This is a genomic window from Rhodococcus sp. WB1, assembly GCF_001700945.1.
In the GTDB taxonomy this organism is placed as follows: Bacteria; Actinomycetota; Actinomycetes; order Mycobacteriales; family Mycobacteriaceae; genus Rhodococcus; species Rhodococcus aetherivorans.
This window is the reverse complement of sequence record NZ_CP015529.1, coordinates 3,988,374-4,007,990: the sequence shown is the minus strand read 5'-3', so window position 1 is coordinate 4,007,990 and position 19,617 is coordinate 3,988,374. Positions and strand designations below refer to the sequence as shown.

20 protein-coding genes are annotated in these 19,617 nt (G+C 71.4%); 12 read left to right on the top strand and 8 right to left on the bottom strand.

The genetic code is table 11. The features are described from left to right. The first annotated feature begins 37 nt into the window (after positions 1 to 37). Together purN and purH are read left to right on the top strand one after the other, a co-directional pair. Positions 38 to 685, top strand: coding sequence for a phosphoribosylglycinamide formyltransferase (gene purN / locus A4U64_RS17745; protein ID WP_084648661.1), 648 nt, complete (start codon positions 38 to 40; stop codon positions 683 to 685). Next, positions 672 to 2,237 (top strand): bifunctional phosphoribosylaminoimidazolecarboxamide formyltransferase/IMP cyclohydrolase, encoded by a 1,566-nt coding sequence (purH, locus tag A4U64_RS17740; RefSeq protein WP_065922901.1) that lies wholly within the window; start codon positions 672 to 674, stop codon positions 2,235 to 2,237. Before purN ends, purH begins: the two co-directional genes overlap by 14 nt. 23 nt (positions 2,238 to 2,260) lie before the next feature. Here purH and A4U64_RS17735 read toward each other — a convergent pair whose 3' ends face one another. The 3 genes from A4U64_RS17735 to A4U64_RS17725 all read right to left on the bottom strand — a co-directional run bounded on the left by A4U64_RS17735 (position 2,261) and on the right by A4U64_RS17725 (position 4,365). Then, positions 2,261 to 2,497 carry a hypothetical protein gene (locus A4U64_RS17735; protein WP_006945013.1) on the bottom strand — a complete coding sequence of 79 codons (237 nt, stop codon included), beginning with the start codon at positions 2,495 to 2,497 and terminating at the stop codon, positions 2,261 to 2,263. Between the two features lie 312 nt (positions 2,498 to 2,809). Continuing rightward, the gene (locus tag A4U64_RS17730; RefSeq protein ID WP_006945011.1) at positions 2,810 to 3,769 is read right to left on the bottom strand and encodes an alpha/beta hydrolase family protein; all 960 of its coding nucleotides are present in this window, start codon (positions 3,767 to 3,769) and stop codon (positions 2,810 to 2,812) included. Positions 3,770 to 3,792: 23 nt separating this feature from the next. After that, the gene (locus A4U64_RS17725; protein ID WP_029542006.1) at positions 3,793 to 4,365 is read right to left on the bottom strand and encodes a DUF4126 domain-containing protein; all 573 of its coding nucleotides are present in this window, start codon (positions 4,363 to 4,365) and stop codon (positions 3,793 to 3,795) included. Positions 4,366 to 4,501: 136 nt separating this feature from the next. On the opposite strand from A4U64_RS17725, the gene A4U64_RS17720 reads away from it, so the two are divergent. Together A4U64_RS17720 and A4U64_RS17715 are read left to right on the top strand one after the other, a co-directional pair. Then, positions 4,502 to 5,887 carry an ATP-binding protein gene (locus tag A4U64_RS17720; protein WP_065922900.1) on the top strand — a complete coding sequence of 462 codons (1,386 nt, stop codon included), beginning with the start codon at positions 4,502 to 4,504 and terminating at the stop codon, positions 5,885 to 5,887. Next, complete coding sequence (locus tag A4U64_RS17715; RefSeq protein WP_006945008.1) at positions 5,887 to 7,824, top strand: vWA domain-containing protein; 1,938 nt, start codon at positions 5,887 to 5,889, stop codon at positions 7,822 to 7,824. Before A4U64_RS17720 ends, A4U64_RS17715 begins: the two co-directional genes overlap by 1 nt. 131 nt (positions 7,825 to 7,955) lie before the next feature. On the opposite strand, the gene A4U64_RS17710 is transcribed toward A4U64_RS17715, so the two are convergent. From A4U64_RS17710 to A4U64_RS17700, 3 genes are read right to left on the bottom strand one after another with little or no spacing between them, the layout of a single operon-like run. Continuing rightward, the gene (locus tag A4U64_RS17710; protein WP_065922899.1) at positions 7,956 to 9,122 is read right to left on the bottom strand and encodes an MFS transporter; all 1,167 of its coding nucleotides are present in this window, start codon (positions 9,120 to 9,122) and stop codon (positions 7,956 to 7,958) included. A 3-nt stretch (positions 9,123 to 9,125) separates the two neighbouring features. Beyond that, the gene (locus tag A4U64_RS17705) at positions 9,126 to 9,518 is read right to left on the bottom strand and encodes a hypothetical protein (protein WP_029542015.1); all 393 of its coding nucleotides are present in this window, start codon (positions 9,516 to 9,518) and stop codon (positions 9,126 to 9,128) included. Between the two features lie 23 nt (positions 9,519 to 9,541). Further along, the gene (locus A4U64_RS17700; protein WP_006945002.1) at positions 9,542 to 10,468 is read right to left on the bottom strand and encodes an AEC family transporter; all 927 of its coding nucleotides are present in this window, start codon (positions 10,466 to 10,468) and stop codon (positions 9,542 to 9,544) included. On the opposite strand from A4U64_RS17700, the gene A4U64_RS28275 reads away from it, so the two are divergent. Next, entirely contained in the window at positions 10,437 to 10,796 is a 360-nt protein-coding gene (locus A4U64_RS28275; RefSeq protein WP_152103971.1) for a hypothetical protein, read from the top strand. The two genes, A4U64_RS17700 and A4U64_RS28275, sit on opposite strands and share 32 nt — an antisense overlap. Positions 10,797 to 10,842: 46 nt before the next feature. On the opposite strand, the gene A4U64_RS17695 is transcribed toward A4U64_RS28275, so the two are convergent. Further along, on the bottom strand, positions 10,843 to 11,559 hold the full coding sequence (locus A4U64_RS17695) for a GntR family transcriptional regulator (protein ID WP_006945000.1): 717 nt from the start codon (positions 11,557 to 11,559) through the stop codon (positions 10,843 to 10,845). A 97-nt stretch (positions 11,560 to 11,656) separates the two neighbouring features. Here A4U64_RS17695 and A4U64_RS17690 point away from each other — a divergent pair, with 97 nt between their 5' ends. The 7 genes from A4U64_RS17690 (at position 11,657) to A4U64_RS17660 (ending at position 19,244) form a co-directional block, all read left to right on the top strand. Beyond that, on the top strand, positions 11,657 to 12,787 hold the full coding sequence (locus A4U64_RS17690; protein WP_065922898.1) for a TIGR03364 family FAD-dependent oxidoreductase: 1,131 nt from the start codon (positions 11,657 to 11,659) through the stop codon (positions 12,785 to 12,787). A 32-nt stretch (positions 12,788 to 12,819) separates the two neighbouring features. Beyond that, entirely contained in the window at positions 12,820 to 13,497 is a 678-nt protein-coding gene (locus tag A4U64_RS17685) for a phosphonatase-like hydrolase (RefSeq protein ID WP_065922897.1), read from the top strand. A 30-nt stretch (positions 13,498 to 13,527) separates the two neighbouring features. Further along, positions 13,528 to 14,490 (top strand): phosphate/phosphite/phosphonate ABC transporter substrate-binding protein, encoded by a 963-nt coding sequence (locus A4U64_RS17680; RefSeq protein WP_065922896.1) that lies wholly within the window; start codon positions 13,528 to 13,530, stop codon positions 14,488 to 14,490. Positions 14,491 to 14,557: 67 nt separating this feature from the next. Continuing rightward, positions 14,558 to 15,352, top strand: coding sequence for a phosphonate ABC transporter ATP-binding protein (gene phnC, locus A4U64_RS17675; protein WP_065923521.1), 795 nt, complete (start codon positions 14,558 to 14,560; stop codon positions 15,350 to 15,352). Then, positions 15,349 to 16,950: a phosphonate ABC transporter, permease protein PhnE gene (gene phnE, locus A4U64_RS17670; protein WP_065922895.1), complete on the top strand. Its 1,602-nt coding sequence runs from the start codon at positions 15,349 to 15,351 to the stop codon at positions 16,948 to 16,950. The genes phnC and phnE overlap by 4 nt, the downstream gene beginning before the upstream one ends. Further along, the gene (locus A4U64_RS17665; protein WP_050034758.1) at positions 16,926 to 17,939 is read left to right on the top strand and encodes an alcohol dehydrogenase catalytic domain-containing protein; all 1,014 of its coding nucleotides are present in this window, start codon (positions 16,926 to 16,928) and stop codon (positions 17,937 to 17,939) included. The genes phnE and A4U64_RS17665 overlap by 25 nt, the downstream gene beginning before the upstream one ends. 75 nt (positions 17,940 to 18,014) lie before the next feature. Further along, entirely contained in the window at positions 18,015 to 19,244 is a 1,230-nt protein-coding gene (locus tag A4U64_RS17660) for an IS30 family transposase (protein ID WP_232334099.1), read from the top strand. Between the two features lie 104 nt (positions 19,245 to 19,348). On the opposite strand, the gene rpsR is transcribed toward A4U64_RS17660, so the two are convergent. Beyond that, on the bottom strand, positions 19,349 to 19,609 hold the full coding sequence (rpsR, locus tag A4U64_RS17655; protein WP_006944985.1) for a 30S ribosomal protein S18: 261 nt from the start codon (positions 19,607 to 19,609) through the stop codon (positions 19,349 to 19,351). Positions 19,610 to 19,617: the final 8 nt, after the last annotated feature.

Sequence of the window (19,617 nt, the reverse complement as noted above, 5' to 3'; positions counted from 1 at the left end):
ATCCGGCCGACCCCTCTCGAGTTCCAGGAGTAGAGCGCTGACTGCCTCGCGTGACCAGCTGCCGCCGACTGCGCCGGCACGGGTCGTCGTCCTCGCCTCGGGCACCGGAAGCCTGCTGCGGTCGCTGATCGACGCGACGCACACGGACGGGTACCCCGCCCGGATCGTCGCCGTCGGAGTGGACCGCGAGTGCGCCGCCGAGGGGCATGCCGAGGTCGCCGGCATCCCGCATCTCCGCGTCGTGCTGCGTGAGCACCCGGACCGCGCCGCGTGGGACCGCGCCCTCACCGACGCCGTCGCCGCGCACGAGCCGGACCTGGTGGTCTCCGCCGGTTTCATGAAGATCCTGGGGCCGACCTTCCTGCACCGGTTCGGCGGCCGCATCGTCAACACCCACCCTGCGCTGCTGCCGGCGTTCCCCGGCGCGCACGCAGTCCCCGACGCCCTCGCCTACGGGGTGAAGGTCACCGGGTCGACCGTGCACCTGGTCGATGCCGGTGTCGACACCGGCCCCATCCTGGCGCAGGAACCCGTGCCGGTCCTCGACGACGACGACGAGGCCACCCTGCACGAACGCATCAAGGTTGTGGAGCGACGGTTGCTGGCCGACGTGGTCGCCGCCGTCGCCACCCGTGGAGTTGTATCCGATGGACGAAAGGCCGTGATCCCCAGTGACCGAACGTAAGGCTGTGCGACGTGCACTCGTCAGCGTCTACGACAAGACCGGTTTGGTCGAACTGGCGACGGGTCTGCACGAGGCGGGTGTCGCGCTGGTCTCCACCGGCTCCACGGCCGCGACCATCGCCGGCGCCGGCATCCCCGTCACCAAGGTGGAGGACCTGACCGGCTTCCCCGAGTGCCTCGAGGGCCGGGTCAAGACGCTGCACCCGCGAGTGCACGCCGGCATCCTCGCCGACACGCGCAAGCAGGACCACCTCGACCAGCTCGCCGAGCTCGGTGTCGAGGCGTTCGAGTTGGTCGTGGTGAACCTGTACCCGTTCACGCAGACCGTCGCCTCGGGGGCCACCCCCGACGAGTGCGTCGAGCAGATCGACATCGGCGGCCCGTCCATGGTGCGTGCCGCCGCGAAGAACCATCCGTCGGTCGCCGTCGTCGTCGACCCGGCCCGGTACGACGACGTGCTCGACGCCGTCAAGGCGGGCGGCTTCACCCTGCCGCAGCGCAAAGCCCTTGCCGCTGAGGCGTTCCAGCACACCGCCGCCTACGACGTGGCGGTGGCGAGCTGGATGAACGCCGGTTATGCCGTCCCGGAGGCGGACGCCGCCGAGCAGTTCCCGGCCTGGGCCGGTGCGACGTGGCAGCGTGCGGCCGTGCTGCGGTACGGCGAGAACCCGCACCAGGCGGCGGCGCTGTACGTGAACGAGGCCGGCGAGCCGGGCCTGGCCCGCGCCGAGCAGTTCCACGGCAAGGAGATGTCCTACAACAACTACCAGGACGCCGACGCGGCCTGGCGCGCCGCGCACGACCACGACCGGCCGTGCGTCGCGATCATCAAGCACGCCAACCCGTGCGGCATCGCGGTGGCCGACACCGTCGCCGAGGCGCACCGCAAGGCGCACGAGTGCGATCCGGTGAGCGCGTTCGGCGGCGTGATCGCCGTCAACCGCGAGGTGAGCGTGGCGATGGCCGAACAGGTCGCCGAGATCTTCACCGAGGTGATCATCGCCCCGGCGTACGCGGCCGGCGCGGTCGAGGTGCTCAGCCGCAAGAAGAACATCCGCATCCTGCGGGCCGACTCGCCGCAGGCGGCGCAGATCGAGCTGCGTCAGATCTCCGGCGGCATGCTGCTGCAGGAGCGCGACACCCTCACGGCGCCGGGTGATTCGGCCGGGAACTGGGAGCTGGCCTGCGGCGAGGCCGCCGACGCCGAGACCCTCGCGGATCTCGAGTTCGCCTGGCGCGCCTGCCGGGCCGTGAAGTCCAACGCGATCCTGCTCGCTGCGGGCGGCGCCACCGTCGGCGTCGGCATGGGCCAGGTCAACCGCGTGGACTCCGCCCGGCTCGCGGTCTCACGCGCCGGGGACCGTGTCACCGGATCCGTCGCCGCATCGGACGCGTTCTTCCCGTTCGCGGACGGCCTGCAGGTGCTCACCGAGGCCGGCGTCAAGGCCGTCGTGCAGCCGGGTGGTTCGGTGCGCGACAACGAGGTGATCGAGGCCGCTCGCGAGGCCGGCGTGACCCTGTACCTCACCGGCGCACGGCACTTCGCGCACTGAGCGCCGCCCGGCCGCCCGCGCCGTCAGGCCGCGTGCGGGTGGCCGGTCGCCGGGCGGGTCACGGTCCGCGGCGCGGCGTCGCGGGCGTCGGAGATGACCAGCCGGGCGGCACCGCGGTCGAGCAGTTCGCGGATGAGGTCCGCAGCGGCCGCGGCCTGTTCGGTGCCGACGTGGCTCAGGTCGATCGTGATCGCGTGACCGGTGAGATCGTCGGGCAGGTCCTTGGGGACGGCGCCGGTGGCGCCGAGTCGCAGTTTCATCGTGTTCTCCTCTTACTGGACAAGATCGGTACGGGATAAAGAAAGGCACCCGAGGCGATGTGCCCGGGTGCCCGAGAAGGAGTCTTTCGCGTCGTCGACTCATTCCCGGGGTTGCCACTTGGCGAAGTGGAAGTACGCGTAGGTGTGTCGGCACCAGGTGGGTACGGCAATGCGCATCGACTTCGCCGCGATGACCTTGTCGTCTCGCATCGGACCGTACCTTTCTCGTGTGTTCCTACGGGTTAACCGGACACCATACCCGAGTAACGCGAATCTGACATCTCTTGTTTTCCGCCCATCTCGGGCGGCGGGTCAGAGCTTGGCGAGCCACGCCTCGAAACCGCGGGTGAACTCGTCCGAGAAGGGCAGATCGGCGATGTAGTCGGCGCCGGTGGACTGCTGGTCGCCGATGTCCTTGAGCACGTGGTTGGCCCGGTGCAGGCGCAGCGAGGTCAGGCTCGTGTGCACGAGTGCCGAGTCGAGGGCGTCGACGTCCTCGACCCGCACCTGGATGTCCTTCGCGGAGACGCTGGTGAGTACCGGCAGCGCCCCGTCGAGCTGGGCCGCGAGCATCCGCGGATCGAGGGCGTCCTCCTCGGCGAGGGCCTTTGCGTTGGCCGAGACCAGTCCGGCGTTGCGGAGCGGCTCGGGCAGGGTGTCGCTGAGGGTGCCGTCGGCCCGCAGCGATTCGACGGCGTCCGCGAGGGCGAGACGCAGTTCGTCGGCCACCTGGATCGGGAGCTGACCGGCGTCGACGACGGCGTCGAGCTGGGCGTCGATCTGGGCGGTGAGCAGGTCCAGCAGCCGCACCGCCAGCGGCTCGAGCAGGGCGATGCCCGCGACGGGCGCGCCGGCGTGGGCGAGGGAGAGGGCGATGAGCGCGCCCTCGCTGTGCCCGACGACGTAGAGCCGCTCGGCGTCGACGCCCGGCTGTCCGGCGAGGAACCGCAGGCCGTCGGTGGCGGCGTCGATGAAGGTGGAGAATCCGAGGTCGGCGACGTCGGAGACGTCGTACGGACCGAGGCCGGTGACGCCACTGCCGAGCTTGTCGTAGCGCAGGCTGGCGAAGCCGTTGCGTTCGAGCACGTCGGCGAGGTGACGCAGGGTGCCGATCGGGCCGGGCAGCAGCGCGCTGTCGCCGTTGCGGTCGGTGGGACCGCTGCCGGCGAGCAGCAGCACGGCGGGGACGTCCCCGTCGCCCGCGGCGGGCACGCGCAGGCTGCCGTGCAGGGTCACGTCGCCGCTGGAGAAGGAGATGTCGGTGTCCGCCATGGCGTCGTGTCTATCAGAACCGGTCAGCCCGTCCGCAGGCGGCTCAGCCCTCGGTACCCGCGGTGGACGGCCCACGCGAAGCCGGCGAGCAGGGGCACCACGAGCAGCGGGACGACGAGCGCGATCAACGACGTGACGAAGGAGAGCAGGTCGTCGAGCAGTGACAGCGCCGGGTTGCCGAGTCCCGCGGTCGTGACCGTGCTCGCCGCGCGGGTGCCGGTCTGCACCGTGCTCACCGCCATCGCGGTCGGGGCGCCGACGACGATGCCGGCGAGGGCCGCCATCGCCGGGTCGAGATCGGCGAACGCGGCCCAGGCGGCGAGCGCGCCGGCGACGGGCCGCACGACGGTGGCGACGGCCGAGAGGACGTTGTCGACGAGGGGGACCAGGTCGGCGCCGATCTCGACGACGGTGGCGATCGCCAGCGCGGCGAGCGCGCCCGTCGACCCGACCCACTGCATCGACTCGTTGAGCGCGATCCCGAACAGGCCGAAGTGCACCGCGGTGCCGAGCATCAGCAGCGGGAGAAAGGTGCGCAGGCCGGTGGCGGCGGCCAGTCCGAGGCCCAGCAGTGCCGCGAGGAGCCAGGTGTCCATGGCGGGAGTGTAGGGATCGCCGCCGACATCGGGTACCGAACCGGGCCGGGCAGGCGCTCCCGCGCGGCGTTCCCGCCGCGGCGACGCGCCGCGGCTGCAGGTGCCGAAATCACCGAACGCTCGTACCTTGGGAGAGGTGACGTCACCCACAGTCAGGCCGTCCACCCTCGGCGAGCTGCGCGCCTCGGGCCATGTGCACCGCTCCGTCAAGGACGAGATCCGGCAGAACCTGCTCGCCGCCCTGCGCGACGGCATCGACCCGTGGCCGGGCATCGTCGGATTCGACGACACCGTCGTTCCGCAACTCGAACGCGCCCTCCTCGCGGGCCACGACGTGGTGCTGCTGGGCGAACGCGGTCAGGGCAAGACCCGGTTGCTGCGCACCCTGCCCCTGCTGCTCGACGAGTGGACACCGGTGATCGCCGGCTCCGAGCTCGGGGAGCATCCCTACGACCCGATCACCCCCGCCTCGATCCGCCGCGCCGCGGAGCTCGGCGACGACCTGCCCGTCGCCTGGCGGCACCGCAGCGAGCGCTACGCCGAGAAGCTCGCCACCCCCGACACCTCCGTCGCCGACCTGGTCGGCGACATCGACCCCGTCAAGGTCGCCGAGGGCCGCAGCCTCGGCGACCCCGAGACCATCCACTTCGGTCTCGTGCCCCGCGCCCACCGCGGCATCGTCGCCGTCAACGAGCTGCCCGACCTCGCCGAGCGCATCCAGGTCTCGCTGCTCAACGTGATGGAGGAGCGCGACATCCAGGTGCGCGGGTACACGCTGCGGCTCCCGCTCGACGTCCTGCTCGTCGCCAGCGCCAACCCGGAGGACTACACCAACCGGGGCCGAATCATCACCCCGCTCAAGGACCGGTTCGGCGCCGAGATCCGTACCCACTACCCGACGCAGCTCGACGACGAGATCGCCGTCATCGAGCAGGAGGCGCAGCTGCAGTCGCGGGTCCCGGACTTCCTGCTCGAGATCCTGGCCCGCTTCACCCGCCTGCTGCGCGAATCCACGTCGGTGGACCAGCGTTCCGGCGTGTCCGCGCGCTTCGCCGTCGCCGGCGCCGAGACCGTCGCGGCCGCCGCGATGCGTCGCGGGGCCGTGCTCGGCGAGGCCGACCCCGTCGCACGGCCCGTCGACCTCGGCACCGTCGTGGAGGTGCTGCGCGGCAAGGTCGAGTTCGAATCCGGCGAGGAGGGACGGGAATTCGAGGTGCTCGACCACCTGCTCCGGCGGGCCACGGCGGACGCCGCCCGCACCCGGCTGGCCGGGGTGGACCTCGGTCCGCTCGTCGCGGCCGTCGAGCAGGGCCGGCCGGTGGTGACCGGCGACCGGATCACCGCCAAGGCGCTGCTCGACGAGCTGCCCGACCTGCCCGTCCTCGACGTCGTCGCCGAACGGCTCGGCGCGGACGGCATCGGAACCCGGGCTGCCGCCGTCGAACTCGCCCTCGAGGGCCTCTATCTGGCGCGGCGCATCGCCAAGCACGCCGACGACGACGGTGCCGCGGTGTACTCCTGATGAGCCGGGGCGCGAGGTACGGACCTTACGACGGCGGCGACCCGCTCGCCCCGCCGGTGGATCTGCGTGAGGCCCTCGCCGCCATCGGCGAGGACGTGCTGTCCGGCAGTTCGCCGCGACGGGCGCTGCGGGAGCTGCTGCGCCGCGGGCACGGGTCCATGCGCGGCCTGGACCGGCTTGCCGCGCAGGCGAATCGGCGTCGCAGGGACCTGCTGGACCGCACGAATCTCGACGGCACGCTGCGTGAGGTGCGCGAGCTGCTCGACCGGGCCGTGCTCGAGGAGCGCAAGGCGCTCGCGCGCGCTCTCGACGACGAGGCCCGGTTCGCGGAGATGCGGATCGAGGAACTGCCCGCCTCCGCCGCCCAGGCCGTGCAGGAACTCGCCGACTACGACTGGCGCAGTTCGCAAGCCCGGGAGGACTACGAGAAGATCCGCGATCTGCTGGGGCGGGAGATGCTCGACCAGCGGTTCGCCGGGATGAAGCAGGCCCTCGAAGGCGCGACCGACGAGGACCGCGAACGTGTGAACCGGATGCTCGAGGATCTGAACGATCTGCTGGACAAGCATTCCCGCGGGGAGGACACCCAGGAGGACTTCGAGCAGTTCATGGCCGAGCACGGTGACTTCTTCCCGGAGAACCCCCGCAACGTGGAGGAACTGCTCGACTCGCTCGCCCAGCGCGCGGCGGCGGCGCAGCGACTGCGCAACTCGCTCAGCCAGGAACAGCGGGACGAGCTCGACGCCCTCGCCCAGCAGGCGTTCGGCTCGCCGAGCCTGATGTCGCAGCTCGACCGCCTCGACTCGCACCTGCGCGCCGCCCGTCCCGGCGAGGACTGGACCGGGTCGGAGCGGTTCCGCGGCGACCAGGGCATGGGCCTCGGCGAAGCGACCGGGGCGCTGCAGGAGGTTGCCGAACTCGACGCGCTCGCCGAGCAGCTCTCCCAGCAGTACGCCGGGGCCTCCCTCGACGACATCGACCTCGACGCGCTGGCTCGCCAGCTCGGCGACGAGGCCGCGGCCGACGCGCGCATGCTCGCCCAGCTCGAGAAGGAACTGCAACGGCAGGGGTTCTTCGACCGCGGCGCCGACGGGCAGTGGCGACTGTCGCCCAAGGCGATGCGCGAACTCGGCCGGACCGCGCTGCGCGACGTCATGGACCAGCTGTCCACCCGCGGCGGGCAGCGCGAGACCCGCCGTGCGGGGGCGACGGGCGAGCCCACCGGGGCGTCGCGTCCGTGGGAGTTCGGAGACACCGAGCCGTGGGACGTCGTGCGCACCCTCACCAACGCCACCCTGCGCGCTCCCGCGCGAATCCCGGTGCGGATGGACGTCACCGACGTCGAGGTCGTCGAGACCGAGCAGCGCACCCAGGCCGCCGTGGCACTGCTGGTGGACACCTCGTTCTCGATGGTGATGGACGGTCGATGGGTGCCGATGAAGCGCACGGCACTGGCCCTCAACCACCTGGTCTCGACCCGGTTCCGCGGTGACGCGCTGCAGCTGATCGCGTTCGGCCGGCACGCTCGGGTCGTCACCGCCACCGAACTCGCCGGGCTGGACGGGGTCTACGAGCAGGGCACCAACCTGCATCATGCGCTGATGCTGGCCGGCCGGCACCTGCGCCGGCATTCCAACGCCCAGCCGGTGGTGCTGGTGGTCACCGACGGCGAACCCACCGCGCACCTCGAGGCGGACGGCTACGCGGCGTTCGACTATCCACCCAGCGCCCGCACCCTGGGGATGACGGTCCGCGAATTCGATCATCTCGCCCGCGCCGGTGCGCACGTGACGATCTTCCGGCTCGGCGACGATCCCGGGCTGGCACGGATCGTCGACCGTATGGCCCGCCGGGTCGGTGGGCGGGTCGTCGCGCCCGACGTCGACGGACTCGGCGCCGCCGTCGTCGGTGACTACGTGCGGCTGCGCCGGCGGTGACTATGCGCGGCTGCGCCGCCGGTGACTATGCGCGGCTGCGCCGCCGGTGACTACGTGCGGCTGCGCCGCCGCTGACGCGGCCGTGCGCGGTTCCGGTAGTGGGAGCTACCGAAAGCGCGCACGGGTGGCGTCTACCTGCGCAGCGCCCGCCACGTGCTCACCGCGGCAGCCGACAGCAGTCCCGCGGTTACCAGGAACACCGAGGCGGTGCCGGCGACCCCGGCGATCGCGCCGGCTGCCAACGGCACCGACACCTGGCCGAGACGGTTGCCGGTGAGGCGTACCGCCAGCGCCGACGCCCGGTCCGCCGGTGCCACCAGTCCGACCACCCACGTCATGGTCAGCGGCTGCCCGAAACCCCAGAAGGCGCCGCAGAGCGCCAGGAGCGCGCCCAGCGCCCATGGGTTGGGCAGAAACGGCAGGGCCGCGACGGGCAGCGCAGTGCACGCCGTCGCCGACAGCAGCAGACGTCGCCGCGGGATCGTCCGCAGCGCCCACGGCAGCACCGCGCGCGAGACGATCGACGCGACGGTGCGGGCGGTGAGCAGAGCCGACACGAGCAGCACCCCGAATCCGAACTCCTCACCGAGCAGCGGCAGGTACGCGACGACGATGTCCACGGACGCCAGCACCACGAGGCTCGAGAACATCGCGGGCTTCATCCCGCGCGTGCGCAGCATCGACAGCACCGACTGCGGGGGCGCGTCGTCCGGGGTGCGTCCGGAACCGGGTGGTTCGCGCAAGCCGACGACGAACGGCAGGGCCATCGCGGCCAGAACCGTCATCACGAGCAGCGCCGGCGTGGTCTCGACGGTCTCGCCGTTGCTCGCCGCAGCGATCACGCCGGCGAGCGGCACCCCGATCGCCTGACCGACCGACACCCCGAGGGTGATGCCCGCGAATCCGCGATCGAGCTCGCCCGGCGGCGACAGGATCGACACGAACGCCTGCCCCGACACCGTCACCAGGAGCTGACCGAGACCCAGGACGGCGTTGCCGAGACCGAGCACCAGCAGGTCCGGGCTGAGGGCGATGATCAGCGCACCGGCCACCGACACGACCACCCCGGCCCGGAGGATTCCGGCCGCGTGCCGGCGGTCGACGGCCCGGCCGAGTGGCACCGCGAGCACCAGCGGAACGAGGGCGAACAGGGCCGTCACCACGCCGATCACGGCCGCGTCGCCGCCGAGGGCGAGAACGCGGTAGGAGACGAGGACGCGCACCGACTGGAACGTCGCGTGCAGCAGCGCCGTCGCCGTGCACAGGAGCAGCAGCCAGTGCCGGGGGGTGCGGGCCATCGATCAGCCGGCCGTCACGATCCGGTCGGCGAGCGGCGCCCGCAGCGTCAGTTCGAGCACACCGGTGACGGCGATCATGATGCACGCCCGGTCCACCGCCTCGGGCAGCGTGCCGCCGCGCAGCGCCACCGTCACGGAGGTGCCGGACTCGGTGACGGTGGCGTCGACCCCGAAACACTCGGGTGTGCCGGTCTCGAAGTGGACGGCGATGCGGTCGCCGCCGACGCGGGTCCACGACTGTATCGGGATCGGGTGCGGGTCGACGAGATCGTCGCGGGCCGTGAAGACCGTTGCCCCCTCCGGCGTCGGCGCCTCGGGCAGGGCGGGGACGCCGGCGCCGCCCGGACCGCACGCGACGGCCAGGACGCAGCAGGCGGCGAGCAGCAGCAATCGCATGGGTCTCAACCTAGCCGTGCCCGTCATGCCAGCAGCGCGGCGACGACGCCGATCGCGGGTATCGAGGCGAGCGTGGTGACCAGCGCGGCGTCGCGGGCGAGCACCATGCCGCGGCCGTAGCGGCTGGCGTAGACGAACACGTTCTGTGCGGTCGGCAGCGTCGCCACCACGACGATCGCGAAGAGCTCGTGCCCGTCGAGGCCCATCAGGTGGCGGGCCATGACGTAGGCGAGGACGGGCTGCACCACGATCTTGAGTACCGAGGCGAGCGCGACGTCGCGGCGTGGGCTCGTGCCCTTTTCGAGCACCCGCACGCCCTGGAGCGACAGGCCGAACGCGAGCAGGGCACCCGGCACCGAGGCGCCCCCGAGGAGGTGGAACGGCTGCATCAGCGCGGTGGGCAGCGTCCAGCCGGCGACGGCGACGGTGAGCCCGGCCGCACCGGCCAGCACGATGGGGTTCTTGAACGGGGCGGTGATCGTCTCCATCCGGGACGCCCCGGCGCGCATCGTGGACAGGTCCAGCATCGTCAACGCGATGGGGGAGAACAGCACGATCTGGAACAGCAGCAGCGGCGCGACGAAGGAGGCGTCGCCGAGGACGAACACCGCGATCGGGATGCCGAGGTTGGCGGAGTTGACGTAGGAGGCGGCGAGCGCGCCGATCGTCAGTTCCGGCAGGGGTCGGCGCAGCCACAGCTTCGCGACGACGAGGTAGAGCGCGGCGACGGCGAACGCCGTGGCCGCGGCGACGTACAGGGTGGGGGAGAAGATCACCGACAGGTCGGAGGTGGCCAGCGAGTCGAACAGCAGCGCGGGAGTGGCGACGAAGAACACCATCCGGCTGAGCACAAACTGTCCCTCGGGTCCGAGCGTGCCGGTGCGGCCGAGCGCGAATCCGATCGCGATGATCACGAAGATGACGCTGAATCCCGCGATCACGCCCGACACCGACCGTCACAACCCTTCGTCACCACCCGACACTCAGGCGCTGCACGCCAGGCCGAGAACCTTACCGGCGGTAACGGCACCGCGGCTCACCGGGCGTGCCGGGCAGCAGGAACGATGCGGGTGGGAGCCCGGCCGGACATCGCGGGCGAAAGTCTGCGATGCTGAAAAAATGCCGACCGACCCGATTGTTTACCCTCCGGCCAACGTCATCGCGCTGGCTCAGCATCCGCGCTACCAGCACGCCGACTGGACGATCTCGGAGCGGCTGGTGCGACGGCAGGAACTGGTCCTGCAGCATCTCGGCGTGTGCGGCGACGACGGTTCCTGAGGGGCTCCGGGCCCGGCGCACCTCGCCGCCGTGCTCCGGGGCGGACTCAGGGCGTCACCGTGGCGACGAACGTCATCCGGTCCCCGCGGTAGAGCGACCGCCGCTGCTCGATCGGCGCGTCGTGCTGATCGTAGGAAACGCGGTTGAGCAGGAGCATGGGCGTGCGGATGTCGGCGTCGAGGAGTGCCGCCTCGCGGGCGTCGGGCAGGGTGGTCTCGATGTACTCGACCGCGCGCGCGAAGGTGATCCCGCGCGCGCGGATCGCCGCGTACAGCGACGACGTGGAGTCGAAGCTGTCGACGAGTCCCGGATAGCGATCGGCGGGCAGGCGCGTCCGTTCGAGTCCGACGCGGACGCCGTCGGTGAGCAGGACGCGTTCGAGTTCGAGGACGGGGTCGCCGACGGCGATCGCGAGTACCTCGGCGAGGTCGGGGTCGGCGGCGAGGTCGGTCCAGCCGACGAGAATGCGTCCCGCGCTGCGGCCCTCCGCGAGGGCGGCCTCGGTGTAGGAGCCGATGATCAGCGGTTGCAGGATCTTGGGCTTCGCGACGACGGTGCCCCGGCCGCGGCGTTCGATGCGGCCGTCGACGAGGAGTTCGCGCAGCGCCTGGCGCACGGTCTCCCGGGCCACGTCGAACCGGGTGGCGAGGTCGCGCTCGGAAGGCACCGGGTCGCCGACGGAGAGCTCGTCGAGCAGGGCGTCGACCTGATGCCGCACGATCTGGTGCTTGGGGACCCGGGCCTCGCGAGCGGTTGCTGTCACGCTCGAAGCGTACCGGATTTTGGTCTATACCAATTGTTCACCGCGCGTTCGCCTGCCGTCCCCTCATTGGTCTAGACCATCGCTCAGGCTCGGGGCCATGCGAATCCTGATCATCGGCGGCGGCATTCTGGGCACCGCCCACGCCGACGCCGCCGTCCGCCGCGGACACGACGTCGTTCACCTCGAACGCGAACCGGAGGCCCGGGGCGCCACCGTCCGCAACTTCGGCCTCGTGTGGGTCTCCGGGCGTACCGAGGGCGAACTGGCTGCCACCCTGCGCTCCCGCGAGTTGTGGGCCGAGCTCGGCGCCCGCGTCCCCGGCATCGGTTTCCGGGCGAACGGATCGATCACCCTTCTTCGCACCGACGCCGAGGTGGCCGTCGCCCGGGAGGCCGCGGACCGCGCCGACGCGCGTGACCGGGGCTTCACCCTGCTCGAGCCCGAGGCGGTCCGGCGGCTCAATCCCGCCCTGCGCGGCAAGTTCGTCGCCGGTCTGCACTGCAGCACCGACGCCGCCGTCGAATCCCGCGTCGCCCTGCCCGCGATCCGGTGGCACCTCGCCACCTCCGGGCGGTATCGATTCCGGCCGGAGACCGAGGCGCGCACCGTGACCCGCACCGCCCACGGCACCGTGCAGGTGCGCGACGACCACGGCACCGTCCACGAGGCCGACCTCGTGCTCGTGTGCCCCGGAGCGACCCTGTCCGGTCTCGCCCGCGAACTCGGCGGCGACCTGCCCCTGCGCCGCGTGCGATTGCAGATGATGCAGACCGCGCCGCTGGGGGAGAAGCTCACCACGTCCGTCGCCGACGGCGACAGCCTGCGCTACTACCCGGGATTCGCCGGGGCCGCGCTGGAGGAGCTGAAGGCGCGCGAACCGCAGGCGCTCACCGCCGAGCGGCACCGCATGCAGCTGCTGTGCGTGCAGCGCCTGGACGGCGGGCTCACTCTCGGCGACACCCACGAGTACGACGAACCGTTCGCCTTCGACGTCGACGAGGCCCCGTACGAGCACCTCGTCACCGTCGCGGAGGACCTGCTCGGACGCCGGCTCCCGCCGGTGATGCGGCGCTGGGCCGGGGTCTACAGCCAGTGCCTCGATCCCACCGAACTCGTCCACCGTGCCCGCGTCGACGACGACATCTGGATCATCGCCGGGCCGGGCGGCCGCGGCATGACCCTCGGCCCCTACCTCGGCGAGCGGACCGCCGATCTCCTCGAGCTCTGAACATCCTCTCCCGCAACGATTCCGGAGTAGCAATGACTGTCATCCGACTGGCCGTGCTCGACATGGCCGGCACCACCGTCGCCGACGGCGGCCTCGTCCTCCGCGCCTTCGACGCGGCCGCCACCAGCGTCGGACTGCCCGCCGACGGGCCCGAACGCGACGCCGCCCGGAGCTACGTCCTCGACACGATGGGCCGGTCCAAGATCGTCGTCTTCCGGTCCCTGTTCGGCTCCGAGGAACGGGCCCGCGCCGCGAACGCCGCCTTCGAGCGGGCCTACGACGAATTCGTCGACGCCGGCGAGGTCGAGCCGATCCCCGGGGCCGCCGGGGCGATCACCCGGTTGCGCGACGCCGGCCTCGCCGTGGCCCTCACCACCGGCTTCAGCCGCACCACCCAGGACCGGCTGCTCGCCGCCCTCGGCTGGGAGGACCTCGCCGATCTCACCCTCGCGCCGTCCGACGCCGTTCGCGGCCGGCCGTACCCCGACCTGGTGCTCACCGCGCTGCTGCGCGCCGAGATCGACGACGTTCGCGAGGTCGCCGTGGTCGGCGACACCGTGGGCGACATGCTCTCCGGCCGCCGCGCCGGTGCCTCCGTCGTCGCCGGCACCCGCACCGGCGCCCACGACGAACAGGCGCTGCGCGACGCCGGGGCCACCCACATCGTCGATTCCGTCGCCGACCTGCCCGATCTGCTCCTGCAGTCCTGACAGACACCCCGACCCCGAGGACTTCCCGACATGCACTGCTCCAGCCGAACGGTCGCCGCGACCGCGCTCGCGACCGGCCTCGCTCTCGCCCTCACCGCCTGCGGCGGCTCCGATCCCGACGCCGTCAACGCCCAGGGCTTCCCCGAGAAGCTCACCCTGGCCGCGATTCCCGCCGAGAACTCGGCGGACCTGCAGGCCGGTTACGACCCGCTCATCGCGCTCCTCGAGCGCGAGACCGACGCCGAGGTCGAGTTCGTGCAGGCCTCCGACTACGCCGGCGTGGTCGAGGGCATCATCGCCGACAACGTCGACCTCGCCTTCTTCGGCCCGTTCGCCTACGTCGTGGCCGGCGTCAACGGCGCCGATGTCAGCCCGCTCGGCGCCGTCGTCCAGGCCGCCGGCGGCGAGCCGGGTTACCGGTCCTACGGCCTCACCCGCTCCGACAACACCGAGATCGACGGCATCGACGACTTCGCCGGCAAGGACGTGTGCTTCGTGGACCCGGGATCCACGTCCGGATTCCTCTACCCCTCCGCGGGACTCATCGAGGCCGGCGTCGTCGAATCCGGCACCGAGCAGGCCGTCGCCGCCGGTGTGAACCCGATCTACGCGGGCGGCCACGACGCCTCGGCCCTCGCGATCGCCGCCGGCGACTGCGATGCCGGATTCGCCTTCGACACCATGGTCGACGAGACCATGATCGCCAGCGGCGACCTGAAGGAAGGCGAACTGAAGAAGGTCTGGGAGTCCGAGACGATCGCCGGCTCGCTGTTCGTGGCGAGCAACTCGCTCGGTGCCGACACCGTCGACCGGCTCCGCACGATCTTCGTCGACAAGGCCAACGCCGATCACATGCGCGCCGCGGGACTGTGCGACGGCGAGTGCCGCATCACCGACGAACGGGCGTGGGGCGTCGTCGCCGCGACCGACGCCGACTACGAGGGCGTGCGCGAGGTGTGTGCCCTGACCGAGTCCGACAAGTGCAAGGGCTGAGTTGAACAGCGATCACACCGTCGCGGGCGACGAAGACCTCACCGTCGCGGGTGACGAAGACCTCACCGTGGCGGGCGATGATGTCGTCGTCTCCGCCCGTCGCGTCACGAAGAAGTTCGGCGACACCGTGGCTCTCGACGGTGTCGACCTCGAGGTGCACCGCAGCGAACTCGTCGTGCTGCTGGGCCTGTCCGGCTCCGGCAAGTCGACGCTGCTGCGCTGCCTCAACGGTCTGCACAGCGTCACTGACGGGGCCGTGGAGGTGGCCGGCACCCGCGTCGATCTGGCGTCCCGCGCCGAGCTGCGCATGCTGCGGCGGGAGGTCGGGTTCGTCTTCCAGCACTTCAACCTCGTCGGCCGGCTCAGCTGCCTCGAGAACGTCCTCGTCGGCGGGCTCGGGCGCCTGCGCCTGCCCCGCTACGGCGCCGCGACGTACCCGAAGCGGATGCGCACCGAGGCCCTCGACCACCTCGACCGCGTGGGGCTGGCCGACCTCGCGGATCGTCGCGCCGACACCCTCTCCGGTGGGCAGCAGCAACGGGTCGCGATCGCGCGGACCCTGATGCAGCGTCCCACCGTCCTGCTCGCCGACGAACCGGTCGCGTCCCTCGACCCCGAGAACGCCGGGGTGGTGATGGACCTGCTCTTCCGTGTGTGCATGGAGGACAAGCTCACCGTTGTGTGCACCCTGCACCAGGTGGACCTCGCGCTGGGGTGGGCCCACCGGATCGTCGGCCTGCGCGGCGGACGGAAGGTGCTCGACCGGCCGGCCGTGGAGCTGAGCAGGGGTGAGGCCATGGACATCTACCGGCGGGTCGACCCGGCCGCCCGGCCGGCCTCGGCGCCGACGGGACCGTCGTGAGCACCGCCCTCGCGCCGTCGCCGCCCGACCGTGTCGGGCGGCGCCTGCCGCGGTCGGCCGTCCGCCGCCGGCGTCTGCTGGGAACGTGCGCGGCTGTCGCGCTCCTCGTCGTCCTGGTCTCCGCCCGCTACATCGACTTCGCCCCCGTGGCACTGCTCGACGGGCTCGACGACGTCGCCGGCCTGCTCGGCCGCATGTTTCCACCCACCCTCGACGATCCGGGCCGGATCTGGAAACTCGCCCTCGACACGCTGCTGATGGCGGTGCTCGGGACGGTGCTCGCGACCGTCGCGTCGGTGCCGCTGGCCTTCCTGGCCGCCCGCAACACCACCCCGCACCCCGCCGTGTACACGGTGGCGCGCGCGGTGATCACCTTCTGCCGGGCGGTGCCGGACCTGCTGTTCGCGGTGCTGTTCGTCCGCGCCCTCGGCATCGGTGTCCTGCCCGGCGTGCTCGCGCTCGCGCTGCATTCCATCGGCATGCTCGGCAAGCTGTTCGCCGACGCCGTCGAGCAGACCGATCCCGGACCACGGGAGGCGGTACGCAGCACGGGTGCCGGCTATGTCCGCGAGATGCTCAATGCCGTGGTGCCCCAGGTGGTTCCGTCCTGGATGGGTACCTTCGTCTACCGCATCGACATCAACCTGCGCACCTCCGTCGTGCTCGGTTTCGTCGGCGCCGGCGGCATCGGGTTCGCGCTCCAGGACGCCCTGCGCGGACTGGTGTATCCGCGGGCGTTGGGCATCGTGTACGTGATCCTCGCGATCATCGCCGCGATGGAGGTGCTCGCGGTCATCGTCCGGCGGGTTCTGCTGGCACCCTCCGTTCCGGATCCGCGCCGGGAAAGAGCCGCGCGACTCATCTTCTCCGGCACGGTCGCCGCCGCCACGATCGGTGCACTGATCAGCCTGCGTATCGACCCGCGTGCGCTGGTCACGTGGATCGGTCCGTCACTCGAGGTGTTCACCCGGCTGCTCCCGCCGGACTTCACCGCCGTCGGCGGCAGGCTGCTCGACGCCGTCCTGCAAACCTTCGCGATCGGTGCGGTCGCCACGGCCGCCGGGATCGTGCTCTCCCTGCCGTTCGGGATACTCGCCGCCCGCAACGTGTCCCCGAACTCGGCTGTGTATTGGTCGGCTCGCTCGGTGATCCTGTTCGTCCGCGCGGTGCCCGAGCTGATCCTCGCGGTGATCTTCGTCGCCGCGATCGGCCTCGGTCCCGTCGCGGGGGCGTGCGCACTCGCTCTCGGATCCGTGGGATTCCTCGGCAAACTCGTGGCGGACGCCGTCGAGGAGATCGATCCCGGGCCGGTCGAGGCGGTGCGGGCCGTCGGCGGGGGCTGGTGGAAGACGTTGTTCGCGGCGGTGATTCCGCAGGCGGTGCCGTCCGTCATCGGCTCGAGCCTCTACCTGCTCGACGTCAACATTCGCACCTCGACGGTGCTCGGCATCGTCGGCGCCGGCGGCGTCGGCTTCCTGCTGTTCGAGGCGATCCGCACCCTGAACTTCGAGTTCGCCGGAGCGATCGTGATCATCGTGTTCGCCGTCGTCTACCTGATCGAAAGGATGTCGGGATGGATCCGGTCGCTGGTGGTCTGACGCGCGCGGCCGTGTGGACCGGCGACGGCGTCGACGTGCTCGACGTCCCCGTCCCGCGGCTCGGTGACGGGGAACTGCTGGTGCGTGTCCGGCTCGCAACCGTGTGCGGCAGCGACCTGCACACCGTCGCCGGACGGCGGCCCGGGCCGCGGCCGTCGGTGCTGGGGCACGAAGCCGTCGGTGACGTCGTCGCGGCCGGTCCCGGTGCCGGGACCGTCGTCGGCGCGCGCGTCGTGTGGACTGTCACGGCCTCGTGCGGCGCGTGCGACAGGTGCGTGTCCGGGCGGACCGCCAAGTGCCGGGCCGTGCGCAAGGTGGGGCACGAACCGTTCGACGGCGACTGGGCGTTGTCGGGCGGCTACGCCCACCACATCGTGCTGCCGGCCGGGGTGGGCGTGGTCCGGGTGCCGGACTCGGTGCCGGACGTCGTCGCGGCCCCGGCGGCATGTGCGACGGCGACGGCGGTCGCCGCTGTCGAGGCGGCCGGTGACGTCGCCGGACGGCGGGTGCTGGTGTGCGGCGCCGGCCTGCTCGGGGTCACCGCGATCGCGCTGTGCGCGGCGGCCGGTGCCGATGTGCGCGTCGCCGACCCGGATGCGGAACGGATCGCGGTGGCCGAGCGGTTCGGGGCCCTCGGCGACGAGGGCGGCCCCGTCGACGTCGCGCTCGACTTCTCGGGATCCGTCGCGGCGGTGGGGGAGTGCCTGCGCCGGCTCGACGTCGGGGGCCACCTCGTGCTGGCCGGGTCCGTGACGCCGGGCCCTTCGGTGCCCCTCGACCCCGAGGCCGTCGTGCGGGGGTGGCTCACCGTCACCGGAGTCCACAACTACGAGCCCGCCCACCTCCGTCGTGCCGTGGCGTTCCTGACCCGCACGGCCGGTACCTACCCGTGGGACGAACTCGTCGCCGAACCGGTCCGGCTGGACGATCTCGCGGACGCCCTGCGTCGGCCCGCCGCGCCCGCCCTGCGCGCGTCCGTCGCCCCGTGAGCGCGCACTTCTCGTGACGACACGCCGGGTAGTTTCAGGAAGCCAACGCAACACCCCTAGTCGAAGGGTGTGTTGGTGACGAGGAAGATTCCCTGGGAGACACGAGCAGCGGCATATCGGGGGTTGGCCCGTGGTCGATCCGCGTTGGAGCTCGGCGATACTCTGGGCGTGTCGAGAACGACGGTGAACCGGTGGGCTGAGCGTGCGGGCATGGAGATCTGCCTGGGGCATGTCGGCGGTGTGAAGCCGGTGCCGATGGACGCCGAGCCACCACGGACACCGGGTAGGTCCTACCGTCGGCTCACACTGGCGGACAGGTCGTTCATCCAGGCCGCGCTGTCGCTGCCCCAACCGCTGTCGATACGCGCGATCGCTGCGGAACTGGGAAGGGCTCCGTCGACGATCGCGCGGGAGCTCGAGGCACACAGCGTCACGGACTGGGGAGAGAGCCACTACGACGCGGAACTCGCCCACTACCGGGCGTTGACGCAGCGCCCCCGTCCACGACCGGCCAAGCTCGCCGGCCCAGCCCTGCGAGGCCGGGTCGTGGCACTGTTGAATCACCGGTTCTCTCCGCAGCAGGTCGCGGCGGAACTGCAGATCCTGTTCCCCGAGCAGCCGGAGATGCACGTGTCCCACGAGACGATCTACCAAGCCCTCTACGTGCAGGGCAAAGGAACGTTGCGGCACGAGTTGACCGTGGTCAAGGCACTGCGATCCGGGCGCACCACCCGGGTGCCCCGGTCGAAGCTGCCGGCCCGCAGCAAACGGCCGTGGCTCGAGGGGGCGCTGTTGAGCGACCGCCCGGCCGAGGTGGCCGACCGGGCGGTGCCGGGGCATTGGGAAGGCGATCTGGTGGTAGGACCGGACAATTCCGGGATCGTCACCCTGGTCGAACGGTCGACCCGGTACACGCTGCTCGGGCGGCTTCCCGGCACTCGCGACAGCACCACGGTCATCGACGTGCTCACTCGTATGATCGAGGGCCTGCCCGCCGAGCTGACCCGCACGATCACCTGGGACCAAGGCAACGAGATGGCCTCGCACGCGCAGTTCACCGTCGCCACGGGCTGTCGGGTGTTCTTCTGCGATCCGCATTCGCCGTGGCAGCGCGGCACCAACGAGAACACCAACGGTCTGATCCGGGACTTCTATCCCAAGGGCACGAATTTCAACGAGGTCAGCGACGCCGATCTCGCCGAAACTCAACGCCTGCTCAACCTCCGGCCCCGGCAAACCCTCGGGTGGCGAAAGCCGTGTGACAGACTGGCCGAACTGATCGCAGGTGTTGCACTGGCTTCCTGAAACTGCCCCGTGAGCCAGCGCGAATTGTGCACACTCGACGGTCCACAGATACGACGAGGGCCGCGCGGGCACGTGCCCGCGCGACCCTCGTCGCGAGTGGAGCTCTACTTGCTGGTGGTGGTGAAGGGCAGCAGCGCCATCTCGCGGGCGTTCTTGACCGCGACGGCGACCTGCCGCTGCTGCTGCGGGGTCAGGCCGGTCACGCGACGGCTGCGGATCTTGCCGCGATCGGAGATGAACGTGCGGAGCAGGTTCACGTCCTTGTAGTCGACGTACTCGATCTTCGCCGCGAACAGCGGGTTCTTCTTGGGCTTGCGGCCTTCCACGGCACGCGACTTCTTCGACGGGCCCCTCTTGACTGCCATGACTCGCT